The 26,491-nt window shown below is 63.2% G+C and carries 28 protein-coding genes and 1 pseudogene; 21 read left to right on the top strand and 8 right to left on the bottom strand.

Going from position 1 to position 26,491, the window contains the following annotated elements; genetic code table 11:
• Positions 1 to 694: 694 nt before the first annotated feature.
• Positions 695 to 973, top strand: a complete 279-nt coding sequence (locus C7411_RS02115; protein WP_110382897.1) for an HU family DNA-binding protein — start codon at positions 695 to 697, stop codon at positions 971 to 973.
• Between the two features lie 228 nt (positions 974 to 1,201).
• Here C7411_RS02115 and C7411_RS02110 read toward each other — a convergent pair whose 3' ends face one another.
• Positions 1,202 to 2,704 carry a sensor domain-containing diguanylate cyclase gene (locus C7411_RS02110; protein WP_341476933.1) on the bottom strand — a complete coding sequence of 501 codons (1,503 nt, stop codon included), beginning with the start codon at positions 2,702 to 2,704 and terminating at the stop codon, positions 1,202 to 1,204.
• A 239-nt stretch (positions 2,705 to 2,943) separates the two neighbouring features.
• Positions 2,944 to 3,321, bottom strand: a complete 378-nt coding sequence (locus tag C7411_RS02105; RefSeq protein WP_110382895.1) for a DUF427 domain-containing protein — start codon at positions 3,319 to 3,321, stop codon at positions 2,944 to 2,946.
• 213 nt (positions 3,322 to 3,534) lie between these two features.
• On the opposite strand from C7411_RS02105, the gene ssuD reads away from it, so the two are divergent.
• The 3 genes from ssuD to C7411_RS02090 all read left to right on the top strand — a co-directional run bounded on the left by ssuD (position 3,535) and on the right by C7411_RS02090 (position 6,404).
• Positions 3,535 to 4,680, top strand: a complete 1,146-nt coding sequence (gene ssuD / locus C7411_RS02100) for an FMNH2-dependent alkanesulfonate monooxygenase (protein WP_110382894.1) — start codon at positions 3,535 to 3,537, stop codon at positions 4,678 to 4,680.
• A 150-nt stretch (positions 4,681 to 4,830) separates the two neighbouring features.
• Positions 4,831 to 5,076, top strand: a complete 246-nt coding sequence (locus C7411_RS02095; RefSeq protein WP_110382893.1) for a helix-turn-helix domain-containing protein — start codon at positions 4,831 to 4,833, stop codon at positions 5,074 to 5,076.
• 2 nt (positions 5,077 to 5,078) lie between these two features.
• A complete protein-coding gene (locus tag C7411_RS02090) occupies positions 5,079 to 6,404 on the top strand; it encodes a type II toxin-antitoxin system HipA family toxin (RefSeq protein ID WP_110382892.1) in 1,326 nt (441 codons plus the stop codon).
• 94 nt (positions 6,405 to 6,498) lie between these two features.
• Here the strand turns inward: C7411_RS02090 and C7411_RS02085 are convergent, their stop codons facing one another.
• Complete coding sequence (locus C7411_RS02085) at positions 6,499 to 7,419, bottom strand: LysR family transcriptional regulator (RefSeq protein ID WP_110382891.1); 921 nt, start codon at positions 7,417 to 7,419, stop codon at positions 6,499 to 6,501.
• 192 nt (positions 7,420 to 7,611) lie between these two features.
• On the opposite strand from C7411_RS02085, the gene C7411_RS02080 reads away from it, so the two are divergent.
• The 15 genes from C7411_RS02080 to C7411_RS02010 all read left to right on the top strand — a co-directional run bounded on the left by C7411_RS02080 (position 7,612) and on the right by C7411_RS02010 (position 23,129).
• Entirely contained in the window at positions 7,612 to 8,760 is a 1,149-nt protein-coding gene (locus C7411_RS02080; RefSeq protein WP_110382890.1) for a muconate/chloromuconate family cycloisomerase, read from the top strand.
• Between the two features lie 29 nt (positions 8,761 to 8,789).
• A complete protein-coding gene (gene catC, locus C7411_RS02075) occupies positions 8,790 to 9,080 on the top strand; it encodes a muconolactone Delta-isomerase (RefSeq protein WP_110382889.1) in 291 nt (96 codons plus the stop codon).
• Positions 9,081 to 9,121: 41 nt separating this feature from the next.
• Positions 9,122 to 10,057, top strand: coding sequence for a catechol 1,2-dioxygenase (catA, locus tag C7411_RS02070; protein ID WP_110382888.1), 936 nt, complete (start codon positions 9,122 to 9,124; stop codon positions 10,055 to 10,057).
• Positions 10,058 to 10,170: 113 nt separating this feature from the next.
• Positions 10,171 to 11,541, top strand: coding sequence for a Rieske 2Fe-2S domain-containing protein (locus tag C7411_RS02065; protein ID WP_110382887.1), 1,371 nt, complete (start codon positions 10,171 to 10,173; stop codon positions 11,539 to 11,541).
• On the top strand, positions 11,538 to 12,026 hold the full coding sequence (benB, locus tag C7411_RS02060; RefSeq protein WP_110382886.1) for a benzoate 1,2-dioxygenase small subunit: 489 nt from the start codon (positions 11,538 to 11,540) through the stop codon (positions 12,024 to 12,026). Before C7411_RS02065 ends, benB begins: the two co-directional genes overlap by 4 nt.
• Positions 12,027 to 12,078: 52 nt before the next feature.
• Positions 12,079 to 13,101: a benzoate 1,2-dioxygenase electron transfer component BenC gene (gene benC, locus C7411_RS02055; protein WP_110382885.1), complete on the top strand. Its 1,023-nt coding sequence runs from the start codon at positions 12,079 to 12,081 to the stop codon at positions 13,099 to 13,101.
• Entirely contained in the window at positions 13,098 to 13,874 is a 777-nt protein-coding gene (gene benD / locus C7411_RS02050) for a benzoate diol dehydrogenase BenD (RefSeq protein ID WP_110382884.1), read from the top strand. Before benC ends, benD begins: the two co-directional genes overlap by 4 nt.
• 83 nt (positions 13,875 to 13,957) lie before the next feature.
• Positions 13,958 to 14,692, top strand: coding sequence for an ABC transporter substrate-binding protein (locus C7411_RS02045; RefSeq protein WP_110382883.1), 735 nt, complete (start codon positions 13,958 to 13,960; stop codon positions 14,690 to 14,692).
• Between the two features lie 488 nt (positions 14,693 to 15,180).
• On the top strand, positions 15,181 to 16,341 hold the full coding sequence (locus tag C7411_RS02040; protein ID WP_110382882.1) for a porin: 1,161 nt from the start codon (positions 15,181 to 15,183) through the stop codon (positions 16,339 to 16,341).
• Positions 16,342 to 16,593: 252 nt separating this feature from the next.
• Positions 16,594 to 16,971: a MarR family winged helix-turn-helix transcriptional regulator gene (locus C7411_RS02035; RefSeq protein WP_243413014.1), complete on the top strand. Its 378-nt coding sequence runs from the start codon at positions 16,594 to 16,596 to the stop codon at positions 16,969 to 16,971.
• A gap of 56 nt (positions 16,972 to 17,027) precedes the next feature.
• Positions 17,028 to 17,246, top strand: coding sequence for a hypothetical protein (locus C7411_RS38825; protein WP_373682555.1), 219 nt, complete (start codon positions 17,028 to 17,030; stop codon positions 17,244 to 17,246).
• A complete protein-coding gene (locus C7411_RS02025; protein ID WP_110382880.1) occupies positions 17,243 to 17,977 on the top strand; it encodes a trimeric intracellular cation channel family protein in 735 nt (244 codons plus the stop codon). The genes C7411_RS38825 and C7411_RS02025 overlap by 4 nt, the downstream gene beginning before the upstream one ends.
• 285 nt (positions 17,978 to 18,262) lie before the next feature.
• Positions 18,263 to 19,366 carry a porin gene (locus tag C7411_RS02020; protein WP_110382879.1) on the top strand — a complete coding sequence of 368 codons (1,104 nt, stop codon included), beginning with the start codon at positions 18,263 to 18,265 and terminating at the stop codon, positions 19,364 to 19,366.
• A gap of 54 nt (positions 19,367 to 19,420) precedes the next feature.
• A complete protein-coding gene (locus tag C7411_RS02015) occupies positions 19,421 to 21,952 on the top strand; it encodes a glucose/quinate/shikimate family membrane-bound PQQ-dependent dehydrogenase (protein WP_110382878.1) in 2,532 nt (843 codons plus the stop codon).
• A gap of 139 nt (positions 21,953 to 22,091) precedes the next feature.
• Complete coding sequence (locus tag C7411_RS02010) at positions 22,092 to 23,129, top strand: porin (RefSeq protein ID WP_110382877.1); 1,038 nt, start codon at positions 22,092 to 22,094, stop codon at positions 23,127 to 23,129.
• A 151-nt stretch (positions 23,130 to 23,280) separates the two neighbouring features.
• Here the strand turns inward: C7411_RS02010 and C7411_RS02005 are convergent, their stop codons facing one another.
• Together C7411_RS02005 and C7411_RS02000 are read right to left on the bottom strand one after the other, a co-directional pair.
• Positions 23,281 to 23,721 carry a hypothetical protein gene (locus C7411_RS02005; protein WP_110382876.1) on the bottom strand — a complete coding sequence of 147 codons (441 nt, stop codon included), beginning with the start codon at positions 23,719 to 23,721 and terminating at the stop codon, positions 23,281 to 23,283.
• Positions 23,722 to 23,980: 259 nt separating this feature from the next.
• Complete coding sequence (locus C7411_RS02000; protein WP_243413013.1) at positions 23,981 to 24,118, bottom strand: toxin-antitoxin system HicB family antitoxin; 138 nt, start codon at positions 24,116 to 24,118, stop codon at positions 23,981 to 23,983.
• Between the two features lie 159 nt (positions 24,119 to 24,277).
• Between C7411_RS02000 and C7411_RS38020 the strand changes: the two are divergent.
• Together C7411_RS38020 and C7411_RS36885 are read left to right on the top strand one after the other, a co-directional pair.
• Positions 24,278 to 24,394, top strand: a pseudogene (locus C7411_RS38020) (IS481 family transposase); the annotation flags it as partial.
• A 352-nt stretch (positions 24,395 to 24,746) separates the two neighbouring features.
• Entirely contained in the window at positions 24,747 to 25,067 is a 321-nt protein-coding gene (locus C7411_RS36885; RefSeq protein ID WP_133253605.1) for a hypothetical protein, read from the top strand.
• A 184-nt stretch (positions 25,068 to 25,251) separates the two neighbouring features.
• On the opposite strand, the gene C7411_RS01990 is transcribed toward C7411_RS36885, so the two are convergent.
• The 3 genes from C7411_RS01990 to C7411_RS37790 are packed head-to-tail and all read right to left on the bottom strand — an operon-like array spanning position 25,252 to position 26,351.
• Positions 25,252 to 25,608, bottom strand: coding sequence for a type II toxin-antitoxin system HicB family antitoxin (locus tag C7411_RS01990; protein WP_110382875.1), 357 nt, complete (start codon positions 25,606 to 25,608; stop codon positions 25,252 to 25,254).
• On the bottom strand, positions 25,605 to 25,859 hold the full coding sequence (locus tag C7411_RS01985) for a type II toxin-antitoxin system HicA family toxin (protein WP_110382874.1): 255 nt from the start codon (positions 25,857 to 25,859) through the stop codon (positions 25,605 to 25,607). Before C7411_RS01985 ends, C7411_RS01990 begins: the two co-directional genes overlap by 4 nt.
• A 36-nt stretch (positions 25,860 to 25,895) precedes the next feature.
• Entirely contained in the window at positions 25,896 to 26,351 is a 456-nt protein-coding gene (locus tag C7411_RS37790; RefSeq protein ID WP_181431298.1) for an IS21 family transposase, read from the bottom strand.
• Positions 26,352 to 26,491: the final 140 nt, after the last annotated feature.

The raw sequence follows: 26,491 nt of genomic DNA, 5'->3' as shown, positions 1-26,491 counted from the left end.
CCGCTTTCGCTGCGCCAATCTTGCCGATGCGCCCGCGCGAGCGCTATGGTTTTTCACGTGAGCCTGGCTGTCGCGATCGAACGCGGCGGGTCGGCAGGTAATCAGCATCACTGATCAATCCATTGCCCGACCGTGCGGTTTCCTTTTTGCGCAGACGGTACCAAAGGCCAAAGGCGTACACGCCGCCTTACGTTGCGCAATTGAAAGACAGGCAGGCAGGCGATTTGGCCGGCCGCCATCCTTACTCTGGAAGACGGCTCCGAAGCTGCGTCGCGACCCAATCGACCCAATCGAGCTGCCCGGCTGGCTTGCCGGAAACCACGCGGACGGCGTCCCCAAGGGGGCAGGAGGCATGCGGCTGCCCCGGCGAGGCTTTTTTTCTGGCTTGGTCATAACCGGAAATATCGCCGATTTTCGTTATGCCTCAGGGGTCATCTGCACGAATCGTTCCTGTATAAACCCGCCTAAACCCGCCGCAATGTCGTTTTTGTGCATTTTTGCCAATTTTTAACGCGCTTTTGTCTACACACTGACCCCGTGTTGTGCTATTGATTCGGCTTTCGCCGTCATGCGCACGTGGCGCAAAGCACGTGCCGGGCGGGCGATCGGCGCGTTTCCATATGCAACGCGATTTGCCTGTTTTGCCCGCGTGAGGTAGGGTATGCAGGTTTTCTCAACTCAACACAGGTAGCAGATGAACAAACAGGAACTCATTGACGCAGTCGCCGCTAGCACGGGCGAGACCAAGGCAGCCACGGGCGCAGCCATCGACGCGATTCTCGAGGTCGTCACGCGTGCGGTCACCTCGGGTGACTCCGTGCAACTCGTCGGCTTCGGCTCGTTCTCGACTGGCCAGCGTGCCGCCCGTGTGGGCCGCAACCCTGCCACGGGCGCGGAGATCCAGATTGCCGCCGCCAAGACGGTGAAGTTCACCGCTGGCAAGGCATTCAAGGACGCCGTCAACGCGTCGTGATGCCAGGTCCGCCGCCATGGCGGACGCGCGCGCAGCTGGCTTGCTGGCGCGCGGCGCAGCATCACGCCAGTGCGGTGGCCCGCACTCAGGCAGGTGGCGTCGCGCCGCTGGCCTGAGTGTGTGAAACGAGAGCGCAAAGCCCTCGGCAAGCCGGCATGCTTACATGCCGGCCGCTTTTTCTTCCCTGCTTTTCTTGCGGTATCCGAAGCGTTGCGCGCGCATCGAGCTTCAGGCATCGCGCGCGGCGTCGGCTTCCAGCGACGTGCGGCTCGTTTCGTTGCGGCGGCGCTTGGCCTCGTACATCGCGGCGTCCGCTTCGCGCAGCATCGCTTCCACGCTTTCGCCTTCCTCGCAGCCCGCAAAGCCCATTGAAAAACTCAGCGTCGGTCCGCCGTAAAACTGGTTGTTCAGCTCCACCAGTTTGGTGATGCTGTCCACCACGGTTTGCGCATCGCGCACGTCGGCGCCGGGCATCAGCACGGCGAATTCGTCGCCGCCGATGCGGGCGGCCTGCCAGGGTTTCTGGATCGCTTTCGCGAGCACTTCACCGGCGCGGCGCAGCAACGCGTCGCCCGCGGCGTGGCCGAGCTGGTCGTTCACCGTCTTCAGGTTGTCCATGTCCACGACGATCGCGCTCACCGGGAACGGCCCCTTACGATGCAGACGATTGAGTTCGTCCACATAGAACGAGCGGTTCTTGAGCTTCGTGAGCACGTCGTGCTTGCCGAGGAATTCGAGGTAGGCTTCGGCTTTCTTGCGCGCCGTGATGTCGGTGAGCGCGAGCAGCACGAGGTCCCACTGTGCTTCGTGGCCCGGGAATACGGAAAACTGCAGGTGTACGTTGACCTCGCTGCCGTCGAGCGCGTAGTTCACCACCTCGCGCTGCTGAAAGAGTCGGCCTTCCCAGAGATCGAGCAACTGCTCGCGAAAATGCGGACGCATTTCGTCGCGGAATACCTCGGGCAGGCGCGCGAGCAGCGTGGCTTTGTCCGGTGCGCGAAACATGCCCAGTGTGTAGTGATTCACGTCGAGCACCTGAATCTCGCTCATGCAGCGCTCGACAAATTCGGGGTGTACGTCGGTGAAGGTGCGAAAGTCGATGATGCCCTGCTCGCGTACCTCGTTGAGCAGTTCGCGAATGGCCGAGAAGTCTTCGACCCACAGCGAAACCGGCGAGTGTTCGAAGACGCCGAGCGCGTATTGCTCGCTCACGGCCGCCCGATGGCGCGCTTCTTCGAGCGCCGAGACGTCTTCGATCGCCACGAGCACGCGGCTCCAGTCGGTTTCGTGGCCCGGCAGGATCACGCCGCGCAACAGGATGTCCATGCGCCGGCCGCGCAGCGTGTAGTTCACGCTCTTGCTCTCGAACGTCGTGTGGCCGGCCCACATCTGCTCGAGCTCGCCCACGTGTGCCTGGAACATGTCGTCGCGCAGCACCTGCGGAAGATGCGCGGCGAGCTCTTCATAGTCGCGCGCACCGTAAAGATCGAGCGTATGGCGGTTGACCTTGAGCACGCGGATGCAGGCCGAGCATTCGGCCACGCGGCGCGGATCGTCTTCGAGGAACTGGCGCAGGCTCGTCACGCCTTGTGCACGCCAACTGTCGAAGAGCGCGCGCAGCTGGCTATAGTCCTCGAGCCACAGCGAAGTGGGCGTCACGTCGAAGAAGTCGAGCAGATCGACGCCCATGTTGGCAAAACTGGCCGCAGTGGCCGGGGTGCCTTGTTGCATGTCGGTTGGATGTAAGGGAGCGGGGTGCGGCGGGCTTAGCCGCACGAATAACCGAATCCTGGCACATCTTGGGGCCCGAGTGGGCGTCGGCGAAGCGGATGTCGCGTCGCCGCGGCATCGTTGGCGGCCGATCGGTTCCCCCGAGGGCCAACATGCATGACGGCCGGCTCGGCACAAATCTTGAGCGGTTAGCGTCGTGTGGCGTTATGTGTTGCGCATCGATGGGCGGCGCGAGGCGTTCAGTCGGCCGTTTCGATCGAATCGACGCGATCCGGGTAGAACGCAAGGTGGTCCTTGATTGCCGATACCGCTTCATGCGGCATTTCGTAGCTCCATATCGCGTTCACGGCTCGCGCGCCGCCTGGCGTGATCGAGTAGTACGACGCCTCGCCCTTGTACGGGCACCAGCTTTTGTGTTCCGTGCGGGAGAGCAGCGACATGTCGGCGTCCTCGCGCGGTATGTAGAACACGGCCGGATAGCTCGCCTCGCGCAGCGTGAGCGCACGGCGCGTGTCGGCGACCACGCGGCCGCCTGCTTTCACCACCACGCGCGTGTGCGCCGGTTCGACCGTGATCGGGTGATCGGGGCCGGGAATTTTGACGGTCTGTGTGCCCATGGCTGGGGTCCTCGCGAAAGAGGGAATACGGTGTTTAGCCGAATACATCATATGCAATTGCAGATTAACTGGTAGGGGAAAGCGCTGCAGACTGTTTCAATGAGGGCGCGACTGAGTTCGACGCACGGGCGGCGATAGTCACGCGATTGCGCCGCGCGCATTCGCGCTTCGAGTCTTCACCCGCGCCTTCATTTACCTGCAGCAGGATCACTGATGAGTCTCGATATCTTCTGGTTCTTGCCGACTTCCGGCGACACCCGCTACCTTGGCAAATCCGATTTCGGCCGCGCGCCGACCAACGCCTATATGCGCCAGATCGCCGTGACCGCCGAAGAACTCGGCTACGACGGCCTCCTGATTCCCACCGGCAGCAGCTGCCTCGACCCGTGGGTGACGGCAGCGAGCCTTGCGCCGGTCACGCAGCGCATCAAGCTGCTCGTCGCGCTGCGCACGTCGCTTGGCAGTCCCACCGCTTCGGCGCGCCAGGCGGCCACGCTCGACCAGGCATTGAACGGCCGTTTGCTGCTCAACGTCGTACCGGGTGGCGACGCCACCGAACTCGCGGCCGACGGCGTGTTCCTCGCGCACGACGAGCGCTACGAAGCCGCCGACGAATTCCTGACGATCTGGCGCGATCTGCTGCGCGGCCACACGGTGGACTTCGAGGGCAAGCATTTGCGCGTGCAGGGCGCGCAGAATTTTCACACGCCGGTTCAGACGCCGCATCCGCCGCTGTATTTCGGCGGCTCGTCGCCGGCGGCGCACGAGCTGGCGGCCAGGCACGTGGACGCCTATCTCACGTGGGGCGAGCCACCAGAGGCCGTCGCGCAGAAGTTCGCCGATATCCGCGCGCGGGCGGCGCGCCATGGACGCACGCTCAAGCTCGGCGTACGCCTGCACGTGATCGTGCGCGAGACCAGCGACGAAGCGTGGGCCGCCGCCGAGCGCCTCATCAGCAAGCTCGATGACGACGATATCCGCCGCGCCCAGGATAACTACGCGCGCATGGATTCGGTGGGCCAGCGCCGCATGGCCGAGTTGCATGGCGGCAGCCGCGACAGGCTCGAGATCAGCCCGAACCTGTGGGCCGGCGTGGGCCTCGTGCGCGGCGGCGCGGGCACGGCCCTCGTGGGCGACCCCCAAACCGTGTCGGCGCGCCTCAAGGAATACGTGGACGCCGGTGCGGACAGCTTCGTGCTGTCGGGCTATCCTCACCTCGAAGAGGCGATCCGCTTCGCCGAACTGGTGTTTCCGTTGCTGCCGGGCAAGAAACCGGTGACGCTGCGCGATCAGGCATTGACGGGCGGCGCGTTCGACGTGCGAGCGCGTGAGCGGACGCAGGAGGCGGCGCGCGCGTGAGCGCCGCCGTGCGCGGCAATCGAGCCGGATCCAGGAGGTTCGCCGGGCGATTATTCGTGTGAGCGATATTTCCGGTTTATTCGTGTGAGTGATATTGGCGAAATATTCCCCACAGGCATATAATCGGTTTATGCCTCACAGGAATATGCCATGAAGATCATCGTCCAGACGCCAGGCGGGCTTGGCGAGATTCTGCAATCGGCCCGCAAGGCGCGCGGCATGACCCAGGCGCAGGCCGCGGCGCATCTCGGCATCGGCCAGCCGCGCCTTTCCGCACTCGAAACCACGGGTGCCGCCAGCCTCTCGCTCGAGCAGATGCTCGCGCTTTTCGCGCTCTACGGGCTGGAACTCTGCGTGCAGTCGCGCGAGGCGGCCGCCGGCGCGCCGGAGTGGTGAGCATGGGCCGCAAATCGCATTCGCGCGCGCTATCGATCTGGGCCAACGGCGAGCGCGTGGGCACGTGGGTCATGACGTCCGCCGGCGACGCCGAGTTGCGTTATGACGACGCGTGGAAGCGCTCGGCCGTCGGCCGGCCGCTTTCGCTCTCGCTGCCGTTCGGCATCGGCGACGTGCCGTTGCGCGGCGAACGCGTGCAGCACTTTTTCGACAATCTCCTGCCCGACAGCGAGCCCATCCGCCGCCGCATCGCCGCGCGTTTTCGCACCGATACGCTCGAGGCCTTCGACCTGCTCAAGGCCATTGGGCGCGATTGCGTGGGCGCGGTGCAACTGCTGGGCGAGGACGAAACGCCGGGCCGCGTCGACCGCATCGAAGGCACCGCGCTGAGCGATGCCGTCATCGAGCGCCTGCTGCTCGAAACGGCCGGCGCGCTGCCCGGTGGCGCGCTCGAGACCGACGACCTGCGCATTTCGCTGGCGGGCGCGCAGGAGAAGACCGCGCTCTTGCGCCACCGCGGCAGATGGCTGCTGCCGCGCGGCGCCACGCCTACTACCCATATTCTCAAGCTGCCACTGGGGCTGATCGGCCATCGCAAGGTGGACTTCAATACCTCAGTCGAAAACGAATGGCTTTGTCTGGCACTGCTGAGGGCCTACGGTTTGCCCGCTTCGCAGGCGCAGATCATCCAGTTCGGCGCGCAGAAGGTGCTCAGCGTGGAGCGCTTCGATCGTACGCGCTCGCGCACCGGTGGCCTGCTGCGCCTGCCGCAGGAGGACTTCTGCCAGGCGCTCGGCGTGCCGCCGCATCGCAAGTACGAAGCGCATGGCGGTCCCGGCGTGCGCGAGATTGCCGGTCTCCTGCGCCAGTCGCTCCAGGCGCGCGAGGACCTCGAAACGTTTCTCGTTGCGCAAATCGTCTTCTGGATGCTCGCGGCACCGGACGGCCACGCGAAGAATTTCAGCATCCGCCTGTTGCCGGCAGGACGCTTTCAGCTCGCGCCGCTCTATGACGTCATGTCGATCTGGCCCGTGGAGGGCGACGGCGGCAATCAATGGTCGTGGCACAAGGCGTCGCTTGCCATGGCGGTGTGGGGCAAGGCGCGCCACTATCGCATGCGCGACGTGAAGCGCGCGCATTTCGACGCCACCGCGCGACTGTGCCACTACGGGGCGGATGCGGGGCCGCTGATCGAGCGCGTGCTGGCGCGCACGCCCGGCGCGATAGAGGAGGTCGCGGCGGCGCTGCCGGAAGGCTTTCCCGGGCGCGTGGCCGAGCGGCTTTTCGACGGCGTGCGTTTCTCGGCGGAGCGGCTCGCCGCGCAGTGATGGTTCGCTTCAGCGCACGCAGGCTGCAAGCCGCACGAGACCGGCGCCGCCGTGCGCGCATTCCTGAGCGAACCGGGGTAGGCGGCACATCGCTTCAAGCCTTTTGCTTCTTCGCAGGCAGCCACGTCTGGGGCTCGGCGTACATTTCCCTGACCAGTTGCTTCACGAGATCGACGTAGACGGAGTTGTCGTTCACGCGGTGATTCAGAATGATCGGCGAAGTCGCGTGGTCGCTGTCGATCAGCCGGTAGTGCACGTCCTGACGCAACTGCCGCGCGGAAGCGGGGATCACGCATACGCCGAACTCGGCCGCGACGAGACCCAGCGCCGTCTGGATTTCCCGCACTTCCAGCACTTCACCCGGTTGCACGCCGTCGCCGTGCAACACGTTCAATACCTGATCGGCGAAACTGGGGCGCGGCTCCTTGGGATAAACAATCAGTTTCTGTCCGGCCAGTTGCTCGATGGGGATGGGGGTCGATTCCTGCGCCATCTCGCTGCCGATCGGCACCACCACCGCAAGGGGCTCTTCGCGCAGGACGATACCGGCCACGTTGGGGTCGCTGTGGCGCACGCGTCCGAAGCCGATATCGATGCGGCCTTCCTTCAACGCCTCGATCTGCTGCACCGACATCAGCTCGACCATCTGGATGTCGAGCTCCGGCGCATTCTGGCGCAGCTTGCGCATCAGCGGCGGCAGTCCCGAATACAGAACGGAGGCGACGAAGCCGATCGACAACACGGTGCGGTGATGCAGCCCCACGTGTTTGGCGCTCGCCTGCAGCTGTTCGACGCGCCCAAGAATCTGCATGGCCTGCTCGTAGACGAGGCGTCCCGCATCGGTCGTGCGCACCGGCCGCGTATTGCGTATCAGAAGGGGCACGCCGATCTCCTGTTCGAGCAATTGAATCTGCCGGCTCAGCGGCGGTTGAGCGATGCAAAGCTGTTCAGCGGCGCGCGTGAAATTGCGCTCGCGGACAACGGCAACGAAGTAACGAAGCTGGCGCAGATCCATGTTTGTTTCCCAAATGGCGCATCCAATTATCAATACTCTGAGAATATGATGCATCGCAATATCGGCCTTTATATGGGCGATATAGAGTCTTCCATATTATAAAGGTATGGAATTGGACGCAAATAGTATTGGATCTCGTGGATGTGCGGCGGGTATAAATCCACCATGCCTTCTTCACTTCACGCATTCGAGATGACTTCCGCCACGATCGAACGTATCGAAACCCGCCTCGTCGATCTGCCGACGATTCGTCCTCACAAGCTGTCCGTCGCGACGATGTACGGGCAAACCCTGATGCTGGTGAAGGTGTATTGCAGCGACGGCGTGACCGGCGTCGGTGAAGGTACGACGATTGCCGGCATGGCCTACGGTCCCGAAAGCCCGGAAGCGATGAAGCTGGCGATCGATGCCTACTTCGCCCCGGCGATGATCGGCCAGGACGCCACACGAATCCAGGCGCTCATGGCGCATCTGGGCAAGCTCGTGAAGGTCAATCACTTCGCCAAGTGCGCGCTGGAAACCGCGCTGCTCGACGCGCAGGGCAAGCGCTTGGGCGTGCCGGTGAGCGAACTGCTGGGCGGCCGCCGCCGCGAGCGCCTGCCGGTGGCATGGACGCTCGCTTCGGGCGACACATCGAAGGACATCGCCGAAGCCGAGACCATGCTCGAAGTGCGCCGCCACAAGATCTTCAAGCTGAAGATCGGCGCGAAGGATCTCAAGACCGACATCAAGCACGTCGCCGACATCAAGAAGGCCGTGGGCGAGCGTGCCGCCGTGCGCGTGGACGTCAACATGGCCTGGAGCGAGACGCAGGCGGCATGGGCGATTCCCGCGCTGGCGGAAGCCGGCTGCGAACTGGTCGAGCAGCCGGTCGCTTCGCCTGCGGCGCTGGCGCGCCTCATGCGGCGGTTCCCCGTGGCGTTGATGGCCGACGAAATCCTGCAGGGACCGGAAAGCGCCTTCGAGATTGCGAAGAACGAGGGCGCCGATGTGTTCGCCATCAAGATCGAACAGAGCGGCGGACTGTTCGCGGCGCAGCGCGTGGCCACGATTGCCGACGCCGCGGGTATCGAACTGTACGGCGGCACGATGCTCGAAGGCGCGCTCAGCACGGTGGCGTCGGCGCACCTGTTTGCGAGCTTCGCCAACCTGCAGTGGGGCACCGAACTGTTCGGCCCCTTGCTGATCACCGAAGAAATTCTGACTACCCCCCTGGACTACAGCAACTTCGAGCTGACGGTGCCGAACGGCCCGGGCCTGGGCATTGAACTGGACGAAGCGAAGGTCGAGCGCTTCACCCGCGATGGCCTCATGAAAGTCACGAAGTCATCCGCAAAGTAATCTGGATAACTGACAAACGGAATTTGACGATGCTTTTCCACGTACGCATGGATGTGAACATCCCGGCCGACATGCCGGCCAATGTCGCCAACGAGATCAAGGCGCGCGAAAAGGCGTATTCGCAGGAGCTGCAGCGCAGCGGCAAGTGGCGCCATATCTGGCGACTGGTGGGCGAGTACGCGAACTACAGCATCTTCGATGTAGAGAGCAATGCGGAGCTGCACGACATTCTCACCGCCTTGCCGCTTTTTCCGTACATGAAGATTTCGGTGACGCCGTTGTGTCGCCACCCGTCCTCCGTCAGGGACAACGACGCTTGAGCTGATTCCCCCTCAATACCAGCAAGCACCAGGAGACAAAGATGAGCGCAAAAGTATTCGACACGAAGGAAGTGCAGGACCTGCTGAAGGCCGCTGCGAATCTCGATGGCGGCAACGGCAACGCACGTTTCCAGCAGATCGTCTATCGACTGCTGGGCGACCTGTTCAAGGCCATCGACGATCTCGACATCACGCCCGATGAAGTCTGGGCAGGCGTGAACTATCTGAACAAGCTCGGCCAGGACGGCGAAGCGGCGCTGCTCGCTGCCGGTCTCGGCCTCGAGAAGTACCTCGACATCCGCATGGACGCCGCCGACAAGGCGGTGGGCCTCGAAGGCGGCACGCCGCGCACCATCGAAGGGCCACTGTATGTCGCAGGCGCGCCGGTGCGCGAGAGCGTGTCGAGAATCGACATCAACGCCGACGCCGATGCGGGCCCGCTCGTCATTCACGGCACGGTCACCGACCTCGACGGCAAGCCGCTCGCGGGCGCCGTGGTCGAATGCTGGCACGCCAATTCGAAGGGCTTCTATTCGCACTTCGACCCGACCGGCGCACAGGACGACTTCAACCTGCGCGGCGCGGTCAAGACCGGGGCGGACGGCAAGTACGAATTCCGCACACTCATGCCGGTGGGCTACGGCTGCCCGCCGCAAGGCTCGACCCAGCGGCTGCTGGACGGCCTTGGCCGCCACGGCAACCGCCCGGCGCACGTCCACTTCTTCGTTACGGCGGACAATAGCCGCAAGCTCACCACGCAGTTCAATATCGAAGGCGATCCGCTGATCTGGGACGACTTCGCCTACGCGACGCGTGAAGAACTGATTCCGCCGGTGGTCGAGAAGACCGGAGGCACCGCGCTCGGCCTGAAAGCCGACACGTACAAGGACATCGAGTTCAATTTCACGCTCACGCCGCTGGTCCAGGGCAAGGACAACCAGCTCGTCCACCGCCTGCGCGCCGCAGCCACGGCGTAACCGTCCCGCATGGCGGCGGCGTAACGCCGCCGCCCCTCGTTTCACCGCGATCATCATTCGACACCGATGCAGGAACTCCGTACCGCGTGTGGAGTATGCATAGGAGAGCTAATATGTCAGTCATCATCGACAAAGCCAGTGACCTGGATCACCTGCTGTCCACCGCCGTGCAGGACGACAGGCAAAACGGTGTGTTCCGTTGCCGCCGCGACATCTTCACCAATGCCGACCTGTTCGAACTGGAGATGAAATACATCTTCGGGAAGAACTGGGTGTACCTCGCGCACGAAAGCCAGATTCCCGAAAACAACGACTACTACACCACGTGGCTCGGTCGTCAGCCGGTAGTCGTCACGCGCGACAAGACCGGTACGCTGAACGCCGTGATCAACGCCTGCGCGCACAAAGGCGCCATGCTGTGCCGGCGCAAGCATGGAAACAAGGGCAGCTTCACCTGCCCGTTCCACGGCTGGACGTTCTCCAACACCGGCAAACTGCTCAAGGTGAAGGATGAAAAGACCACGGAATATCCCGTGCAATTCAACAAGCAGGGTTCGCATGACCTGAAGAAAGTCGCGCGCTTCGAGAACTACCGGGGCTTTCTGTTCGGCAGCCTCAATGCCGACGTGCAGCCGCTCGAAGACTACCTCGGCGAAGCGAAGATCATCATCGACCAGATTGTCGACCAGTCGCCAGGCGGCCTCGAAGTGCTGCGCGGCAACTCCTCGTATGTCTACGACGGTAACTGGAAGATGCAGATGGAGAACGGCTGCGATGGTTACCACGTCAGTACGGTGCACTGGAATTACGCCGCAACCATGGGCCGCCGCAAGGAAGACGGCACCCAGGCGGTGGACGCCAATAGCTGGAGCAAGTCCGTGGCGGGTGTCTACGGCTTCGACCATGGCCACATTCTGTTGTGGACCAACACGATGAACCCGGAAGTGCGTCCGGTCTACAGGCATCGCGATGAAATCAAGGCGCGCGTGGGGGAAGTGCAGGCCGATTTCATCGTCAATCAGACGAGAAACCTGTGCCTCTACCCGAACGTGTTTCTGATGGACCAGTTCAGCACGCAGATTCGCGTTGTACGTCCGATCAGCGTGGACAAGACCGAAGTGAACATCTTCTGCTTCGGGCCGAAGGGCGAGAGCGCTGAAGATCGTGCGACGCGTATTCGCCAGTACGAGGACTTCTTCAACGTCACGGGCATGGGCACTGCCGACGACCTGGAAGAGTTCCGTGCCTGCCAGGCGGGTTACGCCGGCACCACGGCAATGTGGAACGATCTCTCGCGCGGCGCGCCGCTGTGGGTCGAAGGCGCGGACGAAAACGCGAAGAAGATGGGCCTCAAGCCGGTCATTTCCGGCGAACGCAGTGAAGACGAAGGGTTGTTCGTGGTCCAGCACGAGTACTGGGTGCACACCATGCGCGACGCCCTCGAGCAGGAACTGAATCGCGAACAGGCGGGGGCACAGGCATGAGCAACGATTACCAGAAAATCTGCGCCGCGTTGTACCGCGAAGCGCGCCTGCTCGACGAGCGCCAGTGGGAAGAATGGCTCGCCTGCTACGCTGAAGACGTCACGTACTGGATGCCCGCGTGGGACGACGATGACCAGCTCACCGACGACCACGAATCCCAGATCTCGCTGATGTACTACCCGAATCGCGGCGGCCTCGAAGACCGTGTGTTTCGCATCAAGACCGAACGCAGCGGCGCTTCGATGCCGGAGCCGCGCACGAGCCACAGCGTGGCGAACGTGGAAGTGCTGGCGGACCGCGGCGACGAAGTGGAGGTGCGCTACAACTTCCACACGCTCAGCCATCGCTACAAGACCACGGACAGCTTCTTCGGCACGATGTTCGTTACCTTGCGCAAGACCGGCGACGACTTCCTGATTGCCTGCAAAAAGATCGTGCTGAAGAACGACTACATCCGGCAGGTGCTCGACGTTTATCACGTTTGACGTCTCGATCGACATCGAGACGCGGTATCAACATGGGAAAGAAGGAGACACCATGTCCAGCTACAAGATTGCACTGAATTTCGAAGACGGTGTGACCCGTTTCATCGAATGCAAGGCGGGCGAGAAAGTCCTCGACGCGGCGTTTCGCGCGCGGATCAACCTGCCGATGGATTGCTCAGACGGCGTGTGCGGCACCTGCAAGTGCCGCGCCGAAAGCGGCAGCTACGACCTGGGCGAGGACTATATCGAAGACGCGCTGAGCGAAGACGAAAAGGACAGCGGTCTCGTGCTCACCTGCCAGATGGTGCCGGAAAGCGATTGCGTGATCGCGATTCCCGCGTCTTCCACGGTGTGCAAGACCGGGCAGAGCAGGTTTGCGGCCACGGTGGCGAGGATCGAACAGCACAACGATGCCGCGGTCGTGCTCGAACTGGACGTCGACGCAGCGGGCCCCGTGTTCCTGCCGGGCCAGTACGTCAATATCGACGTGCCGGGAAGCGGCCAGCATCGTTCGTATTCCTTTTCTTCTGCGCCAGGCGAATCGAAAATCAGTTTCCTGATCAAGAAGATTCCGGGCGGCGTGATGAGCACCTGGCTCGAAGCCGCACAACCGGGCACGAAGCTCGATTTGACGGGCCCGCTCGGCAGCTTCTATCTGCGTGACGTGCAGCGGCCGCTGCTGTTCCTCGCAGGAGGCACGGGTCTGGCGCCGTTCCTCTCGATGCTGGAAGTGCTCGCGCGTACCCACGCGCAGCATAAGGTGCACCTGATTTACGGCGTGACGCGCGACCTCGACCTTGTGCTGGTCGAAGCCATCGAAGCGTACGCGGCGAAGCTGCCTAACTTCAGCTTCGCTACCGTTATCGCCGATGCGGAGTCGAATCACCAGCGAAAAGGCTGGGTCACGCAGCATATTCCCGCCGATGCCTTGAACGATGGCGACGTCGACGTGTATCTGTGCGGGCCGCCGCCGATGGTGGACGCCGTGCGCAAGTATTTCGACGACGAAGGCGTGAAGCCCAACAGCTTCCACTACGAGAAGTTCACCCCCAACGCAGTCCCGAAGGCGGCATGATCATGCAACGATTCGCAGGCAAAGTCGTCGTCGTCACCGGTGCGGCACAGGGAATTGGCCGCGGCGTGGCGCTGCGCGCGGCGGCCGAAGGCGGCAAGGTGGTGTTCGTCGATCGCGCGGAATTCGTCGCCGAAGTCGCGGCCGAGGCGCAGGGCGCGCAGACGGCGGGATTCGTCGCCGACCTCGAAACGTATGACGGCGCGAAAGCGGCAATGGATTTCGCTGCGCAAAAGTTTGGCGGCATCGACATTCTCGTCAACGGGGTAGGTGGCGCCATCCGCATGCGTCCGTTCGCGCAATTCGAGCCGGCGCAGATCGATGCGGAAATTCGCCGCTCGCTCATGCCCACGCTCTATGCGTGCCATGCCGTGCTGCCGCATTTGCTCGAGCGCGGGCGCGGAACCATCGTGAATGTGTCGTCGAACGCCACGCGCGGCATTCGCCGCGTACCGTATTCGGCGGCGAAGGGCGGCGTGAATGCGATGACGCAATCGCTGGCCATGGAATACGCGGAGCACAATATCCGTGTGGTCGCCACGGCGCCGGGCGGCACCGAAGCGCCACCGCGCCGCATTCCGCGCAATGCCGCCGGCGACAGCGAGCAGGAAAAGGCGTGGATGGGCGAGGCGGTGCGGCAGGTCACCGAATCGACCTTCTTCAAGCGCTACGGCAGTCTCGAAGAGCAGGTCGCACCGATCCTGTTTCTTGCTTCGGACGAGGCGAGCTATATCACCGGCTCGATCTTGCCGGTCGCCGGAGGCGATACGGGCTGAGCCATGAACGCATGGTGACGGCGGGCACGCGCAAGCGGGCGAGGTGATATGCTCGAAAGAGTCCGGTTCTCGCCCCGCTGCCCATGAACATCGATCCCGCTGTCGTCAAAGCCTTCGCGCCAACGGGCACGTTGCGCGCGTCGATTAATCTCGGCAATCCGATACTCGCGAATCGCGATGTGGCGTCGGGCGAACCGTTTGGCGTTTCCGTCGATCTCGCGCGTGCTTTCGCGCAGCATTTGAGTGTGCCGCTCGAACTTGTCGTATTCGACGCAGCGGGCAAATCGGTCGAAGCCGTGAGCGATGAACGCGCCGACTTCGGCTTCTTTGCCGTCGATCCCAAGCGAGGCGAAACAATCGCGTTCACCGCGCCTTATGTGTTGATCGAAGGCTTCTATCTGGTTCGCGACGATTCGCCGGTGCGCACCAATGCCGATGTCGATCAACCGCATCATCGCGTGGCCGTGGGCAAGGGCAGTGCTTACGACCTCTTTCTCACGCGAGAATTGAAGCAGGCGCAGATCGTGCGCGCACCCACTTCGCCTGCCGTCGTGCGGACCTTCCTCGAACAAGGGCTCGAAGTGGCCGCGGGCGTGAAGCAACAACTCGAAGCCGACGCCGCGAAGGCCGGCGGCTTGCGCCTGCTCGACGAGCGCTTCATGGTGATTCGCCAGGCCATGGGCGTCGCGAAGCGCCGTGGTCAGCAGGCCGCCGAAGCGCTCGGCGCGTTTGTCGAAACGATGAAGGCATCGGGATTCGTCGCACAAGCATTGGAGCGCCACGCAATAGCGGGAGCATCGGTTGCGCCGGCCGCTTGAACGAATCGCGTCAAGCCAAAAGAGAGAGCGTATTAAAAGAACAATCGACACGCTCCGAGGGCCGATTACTCCGTGGGTTCTCGATGTGGATAATCGGCCATTCTCGCCGGATTTAATACGTTACGCCGAAAGCATGATGTAATTTATCCGGCAGCATTCACGCCCCGCACATTCCTCGGCGCGCGTCGAGCCTTGCCGGGCGCGGTTGTGCCATCGACGCCACGTCGCTCGAATTTCGACACCATTTTTATTTTCGACACCCTATGATGCGGGTGTTCGATTCACACCGCGCTCGCCACACGATTTCCATTTTGTCATTGCATTTTCAACATCGATGAATTGCACGATTCGCAATAATCATCGGCGGAAAGCTTTTGGCTTTTGAATCTGCACCGAAATGGCATGGACGCATATGTGGTTGCACGTCGATGGTGCCGGCTGCCTGAATTCGATGCATTAACCCACCGCCCAATCCGGAGCTTGAAAACATGAAAAAATCGCTACTCGCCGCGACACTCCTGAGCGCCTTTGCTGTTTCGGCGCACGCGCAAAGCAGCGTGACCCTCTACGGACTGATCGACACCGGTATCGTCTACACGAACAACCAGTTCGGCCACAGCAACTGGCAGATGAACACCAGTTCCACGCAGAACACGGTGTTCGGACTCAAGGGTTCGGAAGACCTGGGCGGCGGTCTGCACGCGATCTTCAAACTCGAGCAAGGCTTCCTGCTCAACAACGGCGCGCAGGCGTTCTCGGGTCTCGGCTTCGGTTCGCAGGCGTGGGTGGGCCTGCAAAGCGATCCGTACGGCACGCTCACGTTCGGCCGCCAGTTCGACGTGATGAACGACCTCGTGGGCCCGCTCACGGCGGAATTCAACACGTGGGGCGGCAACCTCGCGGCCCACCCGTTCGAGAACGACAACCTGGCCGCGAATTCGGTGGTCGTCAACAACTCCGTCAAGTACGCGAGCCCGACCTGGTACGGCGTGACGTTCGAGACGATGTACTCGTTCAGCAACAAGGCAGGCGACTTCGCGAACAACCGCTCGTACGGTTTCGCCGTTTCGTATAGCCAGGGTCCGCTGAACCTCGCGGCCGGCTACCTGCAGTTCAACAACGCGGGCAACGGCAGCGGCGCGGTCACCTCCGGCGACACGAGCGCGAACTTCCTGGCGGAGCGCCAACGCGTCTGGTCGCTCGGCGGCAACTACACGTACGGCCCGGCCACGGTGGGTCTGGTCTGGAGCCATTCGCAGATCGACAACGCCGCAGGCGTCTACTCGTTCGGCACGGGCACCTATCTTGGCTCGAACGACGACTCCGCCGGCTCGCTCGCCGGTTCGCTGCGCCTCGACAACTTCGAAGCGAACGTGAAATACGCGCTTACGCCGGCATGGAGCGTTTCGGGTGCGTACACGTACACGCACGGCGCGTACAACGGCACGAACCCGGGCTGGAACACGGCAATGCTGCAAACGGACTACGCGATCAGCAAGCGCACCGACTTCTACCTCGAAGGCGTGTACCAGAACGTGCACGGCGCACCGGAGGGCTCCGTGCTTTCGCACGCCATGATCAACACGCTCTCGCCTTCGTCGACCGATACGCAGGTCGCCGTGACGGTGGGCATGCGTCACGCGTTCTAAGTCGATTCAGCGATGACTTCGGCGGGCACCTGTCCCCGCCGGACATTTCCTCCTGCGCGGCGGGCTTCCTCGAAAACGGGAGCCCGCCGCGTTGTCACAACTGCGCCCGCTCAATCGTGCTTCCTCTGAATCCAGATAGTTGAACTTTTCAACTATCTGGCTATACTGGCGTCCAGCTGGCGTACGGATGGGAGCACGCATTTGTATTCGGATTTCCTTACCTTCAGGCTCGATCAAACGAGCGCGCTGCTGATGGATCGCGCCAACGCGGTCTACCGCGAGCGCTGGGATCTCGACGTGCGTGCCATGCGCGTGCTGCGCATCATCCGCGCCGAGCCGGGCATCACGCCCAAGGCCGTTTCGCAGCGCGCGCTCATCGAAAAAACGCTGCTTTCCAAAACGCTCGGCGAACTCGAATCGCGTGGCCTGATTGGCCGCGGCACGCATGCGCAGGACCGGCGCAGCGTCGTGCTGCGCGTCACGCCCGCGGGCGCGAAGGTGGCCAATGCCTCCGAAAAAGCCGGCTCGAAGCTCGAATCCGAACTCGCCGCCGTGCTCACCGAACACGAGCGCAAGACGCTCGACCAGTTGCTCGCCAAGCTTGCGCAAAGCCTGATCGAGGGTGTTTGAGATCGCGGCGCGCACGCCGCACATTGGACAATGAAATACGCATGAAGGAGTCGTCCATGCCGAATCGGGTCGAAACCGTGGCACCCGCCATTGACGCGCTGCTGCCCGAACTCGAGGCGCTCTATAAGGATCTGCACCAGCATCCTGAACTCTCGATGCAGGCGTTCCGCACGGCGGCGCTCGTGGCGGTGCTCGACCCCACCTTGCGCGCCGGCCTCGAAGCGATGCTGTGCGCGGCCGCCGCGTGGCTTGGCCGCGAAAGCGAGGCGGCGTGAGCGTGGCACTCGGGGCTCACGTGGGCGCGCATCTCAACGCTCACACGGCCTATACGGCACTCGACCTGATCGGCACGTTCACCTTCGCGATCTCCGGCGCCGTGGCCGCGCGGCAGCGGCGGCTCGACCTGTTCGGCATCGTCGTCGTGAGCTTCATGGTGGCGTGCGGCGGCGGCATCATCCGCGATCTGTGCATCGGCGCGGTGCCTCCCGCCGGGCTCGCAAACTGGGCCTATCTCGCGGTCACCCTGCTGGCTACGGGACTGACCATTGCCGCGTATCCGCAGGTGAGGCGGCTGCGTCATCCCGTGCTGCTGTTCGATGCGATCGGTCTTGGACTCTTTGCGGTGGCCGGTGCGCAGAAGGCGCTCGCGTATAGCCAGAGCGCGGAACCGGCCATCATCCTCGGCATCGTGAGCGCGGTGGGAGGCGGCGTGATGCGCGACGTGCTGCTCTCGCGCGTGCCCGCCATTCTCGAGCGCGAGATCTATGCTTCGGCGGCGCTGCTTGGGGCCAGTGTGCAGGTTGGGCTCACGTATGCGGGCTGGTCGACGTTCTGGACGCCCTGGGTCGCCGTGATTTCCTGCGTGGCATTGCGGCTGGCCTCGCTCTATTTCGGCTGGCGTTTGCCGGTTTTTCACGCCGTGCGCGCAAGCCACCCGCAGCCGGCGCAGCGCGCCGACGCCGCAAAGCCCGGCGGCAAGGCAGATTCGCGGCACGACGCGCGCTAGCGTCGGTCACCTTACGCCGCCGGATCGAACGCCTGTGCGATGCGCCGCGCATGGTGCGGCGCAGTACGCAAAATGCTCGACGCCACCGGCGCCGTCGCGCCGGTACAACTCTGTACGACGTTTGCCGCCCAGCCAAAATACGGCTTTTCTCACCACGCGCTATGCTTTTTGGTGCGCGATGTGGCCGGCAGGAGACCAGGGACGCCGGCTGGTCCGCACGTTCAACCACGCGATCCGCCCCGGCATGGACCGGACCAGGAAAGAAGACTCCACGAGGGAGCCAAAGTGAAAACGACTCTGGGCGCAGTGGTGCTGCTCGCCGCCAGTTCGGCCGCGAGCGCACAATCGAGTGTCACGATGTATGGCCGCGTGGATGGCGGCATCGAATACCTCAATCACATCGCGAACGGTAACGGCGGCAGTTCGACCCGCTGGAGCGCCGAAGGCGGCGACTGGGGCACCAGCATGTTCGGCCTCAAGGGCACTGAGGACCTGGGCGGCGGCAGCGCCGCGATCTTCAACCTCGAAACCGCTGTGCAGATCATGAACGGCACCACGGGGGGCGGACGGCTTTGGTCGCGCCGCGCGTACGTGGGTTTGAAGAACGACACATGGGGGCAACTGCAAGCCGGCCGTAATCTCTTCATCGACAGCGACGGCGTGTGGGCATTCGATCCGTTCGTGCAGCAGGCGGTGTCGTCGGCCTCGCTCGTGCGTGGGCGCAACTGGCAGCAAACGAGCAATAACGTCGAATATCACAGCCCGGTGTGGAACGGCCTCGACGTGCAGGGCCAGTATTCGTTCGGCAACCAGCCAGGCAACTTCAACGCCGGTGCCGAAGGCGAGTTCGGCCGCTCGGACGGCATCATGCTCTCGTATCATTCGCCGCTTTTCGATTTGCGCGGCATCTACGACGAACTGCGCGATTCGAGCGGGCGCTTTTCCAACATCTTCACGGCCTCGCGCGAATACTTCGTGGGCGGCAACCTGCGCGTGCAGAAGTTCAAGATCCAGGCTGCGTACACGCATTACTCCGCACCCGATTCGCCGCCCGGCATCTCCGATACCGCCGACCACTACTGGCTGGGCGCGACCTACCAGGCCACACCGAAGTGGGCGGTGACCGCCGCGGGTTTCTATATTCACGTAGGTGAGGGCGGTGGCGACGCCTCGCACGACCCCGCGAGCCACGCCATGCTTTACGCGCTCGGCGCGACGTACAACCTGAGTGCGCGCACGTTCCTGTATGGCACGGTCGCCTATGTGGACAACAGCAAGAACGGTACGTTCTCCGTGTTCGCCACGCCGCGCGACTCGAGCACGCCGACCAGCCCCATGGCGGGTCAATCGCAAACCGGCGCCTACGTCGGGATGATGCACGTGTTCTGACGCCACGCTTTTTTCCGCCATCGCAGACGGCATTCTTCGAGGAAAGTTGAGATCATGGCCAGACTATCGAAACCGCTGGGCTTCATCGGAGTCATCTCCGTACTGTTCACATTGCTCACCGCGGTGTATCTGCTGGCTGGCGGCGCGTGGCTCATTTCGCTCGGCGGCTCGCCGTACTACGTCGTGACGGGCGTGCTGCTGCTCGTCTTCGCGTGGCTTTTGTGGCGCGCGAGCCCCTCGGCGTTCGTGCTCTACGCGATCGTGCTCATCGGTACGGCGATATGGGGCCTCTGGGAGTCGGGGCCGGACTTCTGGGCGCTCGTGCCGCGCTCGGGCGTGCTGGTGGTGTTCGGCATCTGGCTGCTTGTGCTCATGAGCTGGCACCTGGAGCGCCCGCGCCAGTTCGGCGTGCTTTCGCTCGTGGTCGGACTGCTCGTGTGGGGCGGCGTGCTCGTCTATGCGCATTTCAACGACCCGCAGCAGAACAACGGCTCGCTCGCGGCGGTGAGAGCCACGCCCGCGCCGAATGTCGACGGCATCGAGCCGTCCGAGTGGCCTGCCTATGGACGCGACCAGCAAGGCACGCGCTACTCGCCGCTGCAGCAGATCACGCCCGAGAACGTGCATAACCTCGAGGTGGCCTGGACCTTCCGTACCGGCGACATGAAAGGCCCCAACGATCCGGTAGAGATCACCAACGAAGTCACGCCGATCAAGATCGGCGATCTGCTTTACCTGTGCTCGCCGCACCAGATCCTGTTTGCACTCGATGCGCAAACCGGCGAGCTCAAATGGAAGTTCGATCCGAAGCTGCAGGCCGATCCCTCGTTTCAGCACGTGACCTGCCGGGGCGTGTCGTTCGTGGATCTATCGGCGGCATCCGTGAACGCCGCGGCGGCGGACCTGGGAGCGACGGCAACGACGCCCGTGGCCGCGTCGGACGCCGCGGCGGCTTCGGGCGCCGAAGCGGCTGCGCCGGCCAGCGATCCCGCGTCGGCCACGCAAGCCGCTGCGCCCGCGAGCGAACCCGTGGCCGCAGCAACACCTGCCGCCGCGAGCGGCACGTGCATGCGCCGCATCCTGCTGCCCGTGAACGACGGTCACCTCTATGCACTCGACGCGCTGACGGGCGAGCGCTGCACGGGTTTCGGCAACAACGGCGGCCTCGACCTCCAGCACGCCATGCCGGTCACGACGCCGGGCATGTACGAGCCCACTTCGCCGCCCATCGTGACGAACAAGGTGATCGTCGTGGCGGGCGCGGTGGAAGACAACTTCTCGAACCGCGAGCCCTCGGGCGTGATTCGCGGCTTCGACGTGCGCACCGGCGAACTGCTGTGGGTGTTCGATCCGGGCGCGGCTGACCCGAACAAGATTCCGGGGCCGGGCGAGCACTACACGTGGAATTCGCCGAACTCGTGGGCGCCGGCCGCCTACGATGCGAAGCTCGACATCGTCTATCTGCCGATGGGCGTGAAGACGCCGGACATCTGGGGCGGCGACCGCACGCCCGACCTCGAGCGTTACGCAACGGGCCTGCTCGCGCTGCACGCGTCGACCGGCAAGCTCGCCTGGTTCTACCAGACGGTGCACCACGACCTGTGGGACATGGACCAGCCCTCGCAGCCCACACTGGCCGACATCACCGACAAGGACGGCAAGACCGTGCCGGTGGTGTACGCGCCTGCGAAGACGGGCAACCTGTTCGTACTCGACCGCCGCACGGGCGCGCTCGTCGTGCCCGCGCCCGAAATGCCGGTGCCGCAGGGCGCGGCGCCCGGCGACCACGTCTCGGCCACGCAGCCGTTCTCTCAACTCACGTTCCGGCCGTCGAAGAATCTCACCGACGCCGACATGTGGGGCGCCACGATGTACGACCAGCTCATCTGCCGCGTGATGTTCCACCAGCTGCGCTATGAAGGCACGTTCACGCCGCCTTCGCTGCAAGGCTCGCTCATTTTCCCGGGCAACCTCGGCATGTTCGAGTGGGGCGGCCTCGCCATCGACACCGACCGACAGATCGCGGTGGCGAACCCCATTGCGCTGCCGTTCGTCTCGCGGCTCATTCCGCGCGGACCGGGCAATCCGATCGAGCCGCAGCCGGGCGCGAAGGGCAGCGGCACGGAGGCGGGCGTCCAGCCGCAATACGGCGTGCCTTACGGCGTGACGCTCAATCCGTTCATGTCGCCGATCGGGCTGCCCTGCAAGCAGCCGGCATGGGGTTATATCTCCGTCGTCGACCTGAAGACCAACCAGATCGTCTGGAAAAAGCGCATCGGCACGACGCGTGACAGCTCGCCGATTCCGGTAGCCTTCCGCACGGGCATGCCGATGCTGGGCGGCCCGATGGTGACGGCGGGCGGCGTGATCTTCATCGGCGCGACGGCGGACAACTACCTGCGCGCCTTCGACGTGAACAACGGCAACCGGCTCTGGCAAGCGCGGCTGCCTGCGGGAGGGCAGGCCACGCCGATGACGTACGCGGTGAACGGTCGCCAGTTCGTCGTGATCGCGGCGGGCGGGCACGGCTCGTTCGGCACGAAGCTCGGCGATTACGTGATTGCCTACGCGCTGCCGAAGCAATAAGCAACGCGCGGCCGCCCGGCAGCACAGGGCGGCCTCGGCTTACGGTTTTCCCACGCGGCGGCAGGCGACAAGCACAGTGCCTGCCGCCCCTCAAGCAGCATACGACGCACCGCTCGTGTGCCTCACCCGCTTTTCCCTCATGAATCGAACATTGCGCGCGCCGCGCGCCTGGGCGGTGTTGTCTGCGGCAACCTTCGCCACGTTGCACACCATAAGCGCATACGCGCAAAGCTCGGTCACGCTGTACGGGGCACTCGACACGAGCATCGAGGTGACGAATCCGGGCGCGGGCTGGGTTGCGCGCATGGACTCGGGCGCGTATCGCGGCTCGCGATTCGGGCTGCGCGGCGTGGAGGATATCGGTGGCGGCATCAAGATATTGTTCGAGCTGGAAAACGGCTTCGGCTCCAACGACGGCACCTTTGCCGTAGCCAACACGATCTTCAATCGCCAGGCGTGGATAGGGCTCGGCACGCAGTGGGGCACGGTGCGCGTGGGGCGGCAATACTCGCCGATCTATATTCCGTTCAAGGGACAGCTCGACGCGTTCGGCGCGGGCACCATCGCTTCGGGCCTCAACAATCTTTCGAAGATCACGCCTTACGAAAGCAACGCGATCACGTATCTGTCTCCCGACGTCTACGGTTTCTCGACCACGCTGATGGCCTCGCTGCGCGATCCGTCCACGGGTATCAACGGGCTGGCCGGCAACATCGAAACCATCGAGTGGCGGCGCGGAACGTTTCGCATATCCTATGCACATCAACAGCAAAACGGCAACGGAGCGCTGCGAGCCAATCTGGGAGGCATGTCGTACGTGCTCGGGCCGGTGACCGGATTTCTCGCGTACTTCAACGGGGATGGCGGCACGCCGCGCAACCACAACAACGGTGTCTCGATCTCGGCGCGCTATGCGGTCACCGCGCGGTTTCGCGCGTCGCTCGGTTACGCGTGGGTGCACGACCTCTCGGGCGCCGACAACGACGCCGACCAGTTCAGCGCCGCGTGCGAGTACGACCTCTCGAAGCGCGTACTGCTCTACGCGAGCGCAGGGTGGCTCCGCAATCGCGGCGAGGCGACGTACACGCTGCGCGGCGTGAACGTGACCGGCCTGCCGCCGTCCTGGCCGGGCGCGCCTGTGCGCGGCGTGCAGTTCGGTATGATCGACCGCTTTTAAAGCGTACTCGTTGTGCCGGATTCGACTCGCTGGATCTCGTTCCCGATCGCGTGCCGACCGGCATTGTCGGCCGCAACGGCGTCGACAAAAGCATGCTCGCGCAACTGGCGTGCTCGGGCCGGTTAGCGGCGTTGGCAAGGCGCGGATCTGCCTAGTCGAAGGCCGTGCAGAGGCGCTCGATCGGTGCCGCGATCAGTATGCAGATCGAGAAAGCGAGACCAAAGGTGAAGGCCACGGAAGTGGCCGCGCCGCACCAGGCGATGAAGCGCCTGGCGTCGCGCTTTTCGTGCGCGACGTTGGCAATCTTGCGCCAGGCGCGGCCCGCAGCGTACGTAATGGCGAGCGCGAGCACGAGCGCGCAGGCCGAGGCGACGCCGAGGATCCACTGCGTGCCGTGCCAGCCTGGCATCGGATCTCGCGTGACAGCGTCGGCGCAGGCCGTGGAAACGAGCGTGACGCCAAGCGCCAGATGCAGCAGCCAGATGAGCGGCACCGCGCACAGACCGAGCCAGCCGGCGACGCGCTGTGCGCGCGTCGGCTCCAGGTGCGAGCCGGGGCGGGGTGGTTGCCCGGACACGTGGGCGGACGCCATGAGTTCCTCCGGTGAGACGGCATGGATTGGCCGCGCAGGAGGCGTGCCTGAGTGGGGCGATTTGATTTGCACTACATAAAACTATGTCTTCGCAGAGTACGACTTGCTTTGATGCGGTGCAATATGTAACCGTACCGTGGCTACTTGCAGCGGCGTCGCGAGTTCGCAGCGCCAAGCGAATACCCTTCGATATGTGCACATGATAGGAAGGCCGCCTGCGTGGAGACACGCGTGGCCTTTTCGCTTGGCGGGTTGGGTTTCAGGCGTGTGCAGCACGCTCCAATACTTCGCGCGCTGCACGGCCAAGCACTTCCTCCGACCACTGATTCACACTCTCGCCCGAGACGGCCGCGGCGATGCCAACACGCGCATGCACGTCAGGGGCGATGCGGAGCATTAGCTTGGGTAGCGTCGCGATAGCAGGGCCGAGATGAGGTTGTCCCGATACAGAAAGGATTGCTATATGACCAGCGAGTAGAACCGATCAGCAGTAGTTTTGTGTGTGATTCACGGACATCGTTTCAACTAATATGGAACGATGGAGCACGAAATTTCGATGCGATTACGGTGGGTACGCATGTATCACGAGACCAGTGACGCCGGTCTCGTGTGCACGCGTTGTGGCATCTCCAGGCCAACGCTTCGCAAACTGGTAGCGCGTGGCAAGAATGCGAACATTGCTGTGGTTGCCGTGGCCCGTGAACTCACGGGATTCATCTGGGACATTGGCCGACTGTCAATCTCACTGGCTGTGCCGGGTGGTGCACAGGGGGGCAACACAGCAGGTTCACCTTGCCGGCCACTGCAGAACAGCAATCCGAAGGAGTTTCCTGAAGGCGGCGTAGCCCGGCACCCGAGCAACCCGCGCCCCGGCTGTGCAACGGATGTCATCCGATTTGCGGCTTCAGATAGCGGCAGGCTCATTGGGCGGAATGGAATGAACGCCTCCACCCTGGCCGGTGAGGAAATGCAGGAAGGTGGATCCTCGCGGGCCGACGGCATCAAAGTGCCCAAGGTGGGAGATCATGACGATTTCCCAAGGCAAAGCGGATTATATCGGCATCGTCCACAAGCGGCTCACGAATATTGTCGACCTGTCGGCCACGATATACGCGATCAGGGTCGGGCAGAAATGTGATGGAAACGGGATAGTTGAGGCGCGGCGTCAGGTCACGCAGCTCGCCAGCCGGGTCACGCGAGATCGCATGGAACTCTGCTTCGATAAAAACACCTGGCACCTCCCAGATCGCCCAGCCGTTCAACTGTTCTCCGCCGTGAGCAGCAATGTATTCTGGCACGATGGTGAAGCATTCAAGTGGTGGCTGCTCGACGAGCGGCAGATGTGAGACACGTAGAGGCGGATTCGGCGCAATGCGCGCACAAAAGTCGCGCGTTTCCCGAGCATCAAGCAGGGCGGCTAAAGGTTCTCGCATCTGTCAGAAAGGTGAGACCAAGGGTAGTTGATTGTCCATAACCGAAGGCCGCCTGCGTGGTGACACGCGGCGGCCTTTTTGCATGGCGATCTGTATTTCAGGCGTGTGCGTTGTGATTCATCGCCTCATTCACTGCACGCCGCAATACGTGCTCCGACCATTGGTTGATACTTTCGCCGGCCGCAGATGCTGCAACACCAATCGCGGCGTGGATGCCCGGATCGATGCGGAGCATCAGCCTGCCGGATGCGGGCTTGTCAGGTGACACGCCGCGCTCCCGGCAGTCAGACAGATAATCATCGACGGCCTCAACGAAGGCCGTGCGCAGCTCGGCCACAGACTCTCCGTGAAAGCTGATGATGGAATTCACGCCGAGCACACGCCCGACGAAAATGTTGTCGCGCTCATCGAACTCGACGCGCGCCGTATAGCCGTTGTGGTGCATGGTGTTCATGGCTTGACTCCTGCTCGTTCAAAAAATTCTCTTGCTTCCTCTATCTGATACCGTCGCGCCTCTTTGCCGGGGTGGGGGCGGTGACACCGCCACTCCTGGCCGTTCAACAGGATCTTGACGCGGGAACCTTCCCGTTCAATCACTTCCCCGTCGAGTGATTTCACCAGTGCTTCAATGTCGGAGAACACCACGCCGCTCAAGGTCGGCTTCGTGAAGATCGCGGCGAGGGTGCGGGCGTGTTTCGTTTTCATGCTCAGATGATATCAAAAAGTGGCAGCATAGTGCAATCACAAAATGATATCAACCCGATGCGCTGGGAGGCGAAGGGCATCAGGAGGCGCCAGAAGCGCCCGGCGCGCTCGGGGTGGCAGGTTCCAGCCGCGCACATAGAACGCGAAGCTGCGTTGACTTGAAAGATAGTGCGGTGCGTGGACGCCGACCCATGCCAGCATTTCCGCGGGCGGCACGTCGGGCACGGCGGGATCGGGTTCGATGTTCGCCGTCACGCCAACGTCGGAAGCGTTGGACGGGCTTTCGGCGAGCGGAGCTGCAGCGGTAGATTCGCGTTTCAAAAGGTGCAGCAGCTCGATGCGATGCCACGGGATTGGGGACTGGCCAGCGACGTAATTACGGACAGTCCGGGTGCAGCAGCGGAGGATATCGGCGACACGGGCGACTGACACACCATCTGTCAACGTCAGGAAGTCGGACAAGTCGCCGGGACGGGGAACTGCGGCAATCATGGGCGGTGGGGCTGAGTTCCTGTAAGAATTTGTAAGTATTTTTACAAACTCCCAACTCAACCTGTCGGAGTTGATAAAGTTTCAGCCCGTTAGCCTCTACAATTTGACATAACATAAATTATCGAATTTTTTATGGGGTG

The organism is Paraburkholderia silvatlantica (genome assembly GCF_003096715.1).
GTDB classification, from domain to species: Bacteria; Pseudomonadota; Gammaproteobacteria; order Burkholderiales; family Burkholderiaceae; genus Paraburkholderia; species Paraburkholderia silvatlantica.
This window is presented reverse-complemented; position numbering and strand designations above follow the sequence as displayed.

Coding starts and splice junctions, on each gene's coding strand:
- C7411_RS02085 (WP_110382891.1), bottom strand. CDS start 7,419: ATGGATCTGCGCCAGCTTCGTTACTTCGTTGCCGTTGTCCGCGAGCGC.
- benB (WP_110382886.1), top strand. CDS start 11,538: ATGAGCAACGATTACCAGAAAATCTGCGCCGCGTTGTACCGCGAAGCG.
- C7411_RS02110 (WP_341476933.1), bottom strand. CDS start 2,704: ATGCAACAAGGCACCCCGGCCACTGCGGCCAGTTTTGCCAACATGGGC.
- C7411_RS02065 (WP_110382887.1), top strand. CDS start 10,171: ATGTCAGTCATCATCGACAAAGCCAGTGACCTGGATCACCTGCTGTCC.
- C7411_RS02035 (WP_243413014.1), top strand. CDS start 16,594: ATGGATCGCGCCAACGCGGTCTACCGCGAGCGCTGGGATCTCGACGTG.
- C7411_RS02015 (WP_110382878.1), top strand. CDS start 19,421: ATGGCCAGACTATCGAAACCGCTGGGCTTCATCGGAGTCATCTCCGTA.
- catA (WP_110382888.1), top strand. CDS start 9,122: ATGAGCGCAAAAGTATTCGACACGAAGGAAGTGCAGGACCTGCTGAAG.
- C7411_RS02095 (WP_110382893.1), top strand. CDS start 4,831: ATGAAGATCATCGTCCAGACGCCAGGCGGGCTTGGCGAGATTCTGCAA.
- C7411_RS02090 (WP_110382892.1), top strand. CDS start 5,079: ATGGGCCGCAAATCGCATTCGCGCGCGCTATCGATCTGGGCCAACGGC.
- C7411_RS36885 (WP_133253605.1), top strand. CDS start 24,747: ATGACGATTTCCCAAGGCAAAGCGGATTATATCGGCATCGTCCACAAG.
- C7411_RS02045 (WP_110382883.1), top strand. CDS start 13,958: ATGAACATCGATCCCGCTGTCGTCAAAGCCTTCGCGCCAACGGGCACG.
- C7411_RS38825 (WP_373682555.1), top strand. CDS start 17,028: ATGCCGAATCGGGTCGAAACCGTGGCACCCGCCATTGACGCGCTGCTG.
- C7411_RS02010 (WP_110382877.1), top strand. CDS start 22,092: ATGAATCGAACATTGCGCGCGCCGCGCGCCTGGGCGGTGTTGTCTGCG.
- C7411_RS01985 (WP_110382874.1), bottom strand. CDS start 25,859: ATGAAAACGAAACACGCCCGCACCCTCGCCGCGATCTTCACGAAGCCG.
- C7411_RS02080 (WP_110382890.1), top strand. CDS start 7,612: ATGACTTCCGCCACGATCGAACGTATCGAAACCCGCCTCGTCGATCTG.
- benD (WP_110382884.1), top strand. CDS start 13,098: ATGATCATGCAACGATTCGCAGGCAAAGTCGTCGTCGTCACCGGTGCG.
- benC (WP_110382885.1), top strand. CDS start 12,079: ATGTCCAGCTACAAGATTGCACTGAATTTCGAAGACGGTGTGACCCGT.
- C7411_RS37790 (WP_181431298.1), bottom strand. CDS start 26,351: ATGATTGCCGCAGTTCCCCGTCCCGGCGACTTGTCCGACTTCCTGACG.
- catC (WP_110382889.1), top strand. CDS start 8,790: ATGCTTTTCCACGTACGCATGGATGTGAACATCCCGGCCGACATGCCG.
- ssuD (WP_110382894.1), top strand. CDS start 3,535: ATGAGTCTCGATATCTTCTGGTTCTTGCCGACTTCCGGCGACACCCGC.
- C7411_RS02005 (WP_110382876.1), bottom strand. CDS start 23,721: ATGGCGTCCGCCCACGTGTCCGGGCAACCACCCCGCCCCGGCTCGCAC.
- C7411_RS02115 (WP_110382897.1), top strand. CDS start 695: ATGAACAAACAGGAACTCATTGACGCAGTCGCCGCTAGCACGGGCGAG.
- C7411_RS02040 (WP_110382882.1), top strand. CDS start 15,181: ATGAAAAAATCGCTACTCGCCGCGACACTCCTGAGCGCCTTTGCTGTT.
- C7411_RS01990 (WP_110382875.1), bottom strand. CDS start 25,608: ATGAACACCATGCACCACAACGGCTATACGGCGCGCGTCGAGTTCGAT.
- C7411_RS02000 (WP_243413013.1), bottom strand. CDS start 24,118: ATGCTCCGCATCGCCCCTGACGTGCATGCGCGTGTTGGCATCGCCGCG.
- C7411_RS02105 (WP_110382895.1), bottom strand. CDS start 3,321: ATGGGCACACAGACCGTCAAAATTCCCGGCCCCGATCACCCGATCACG.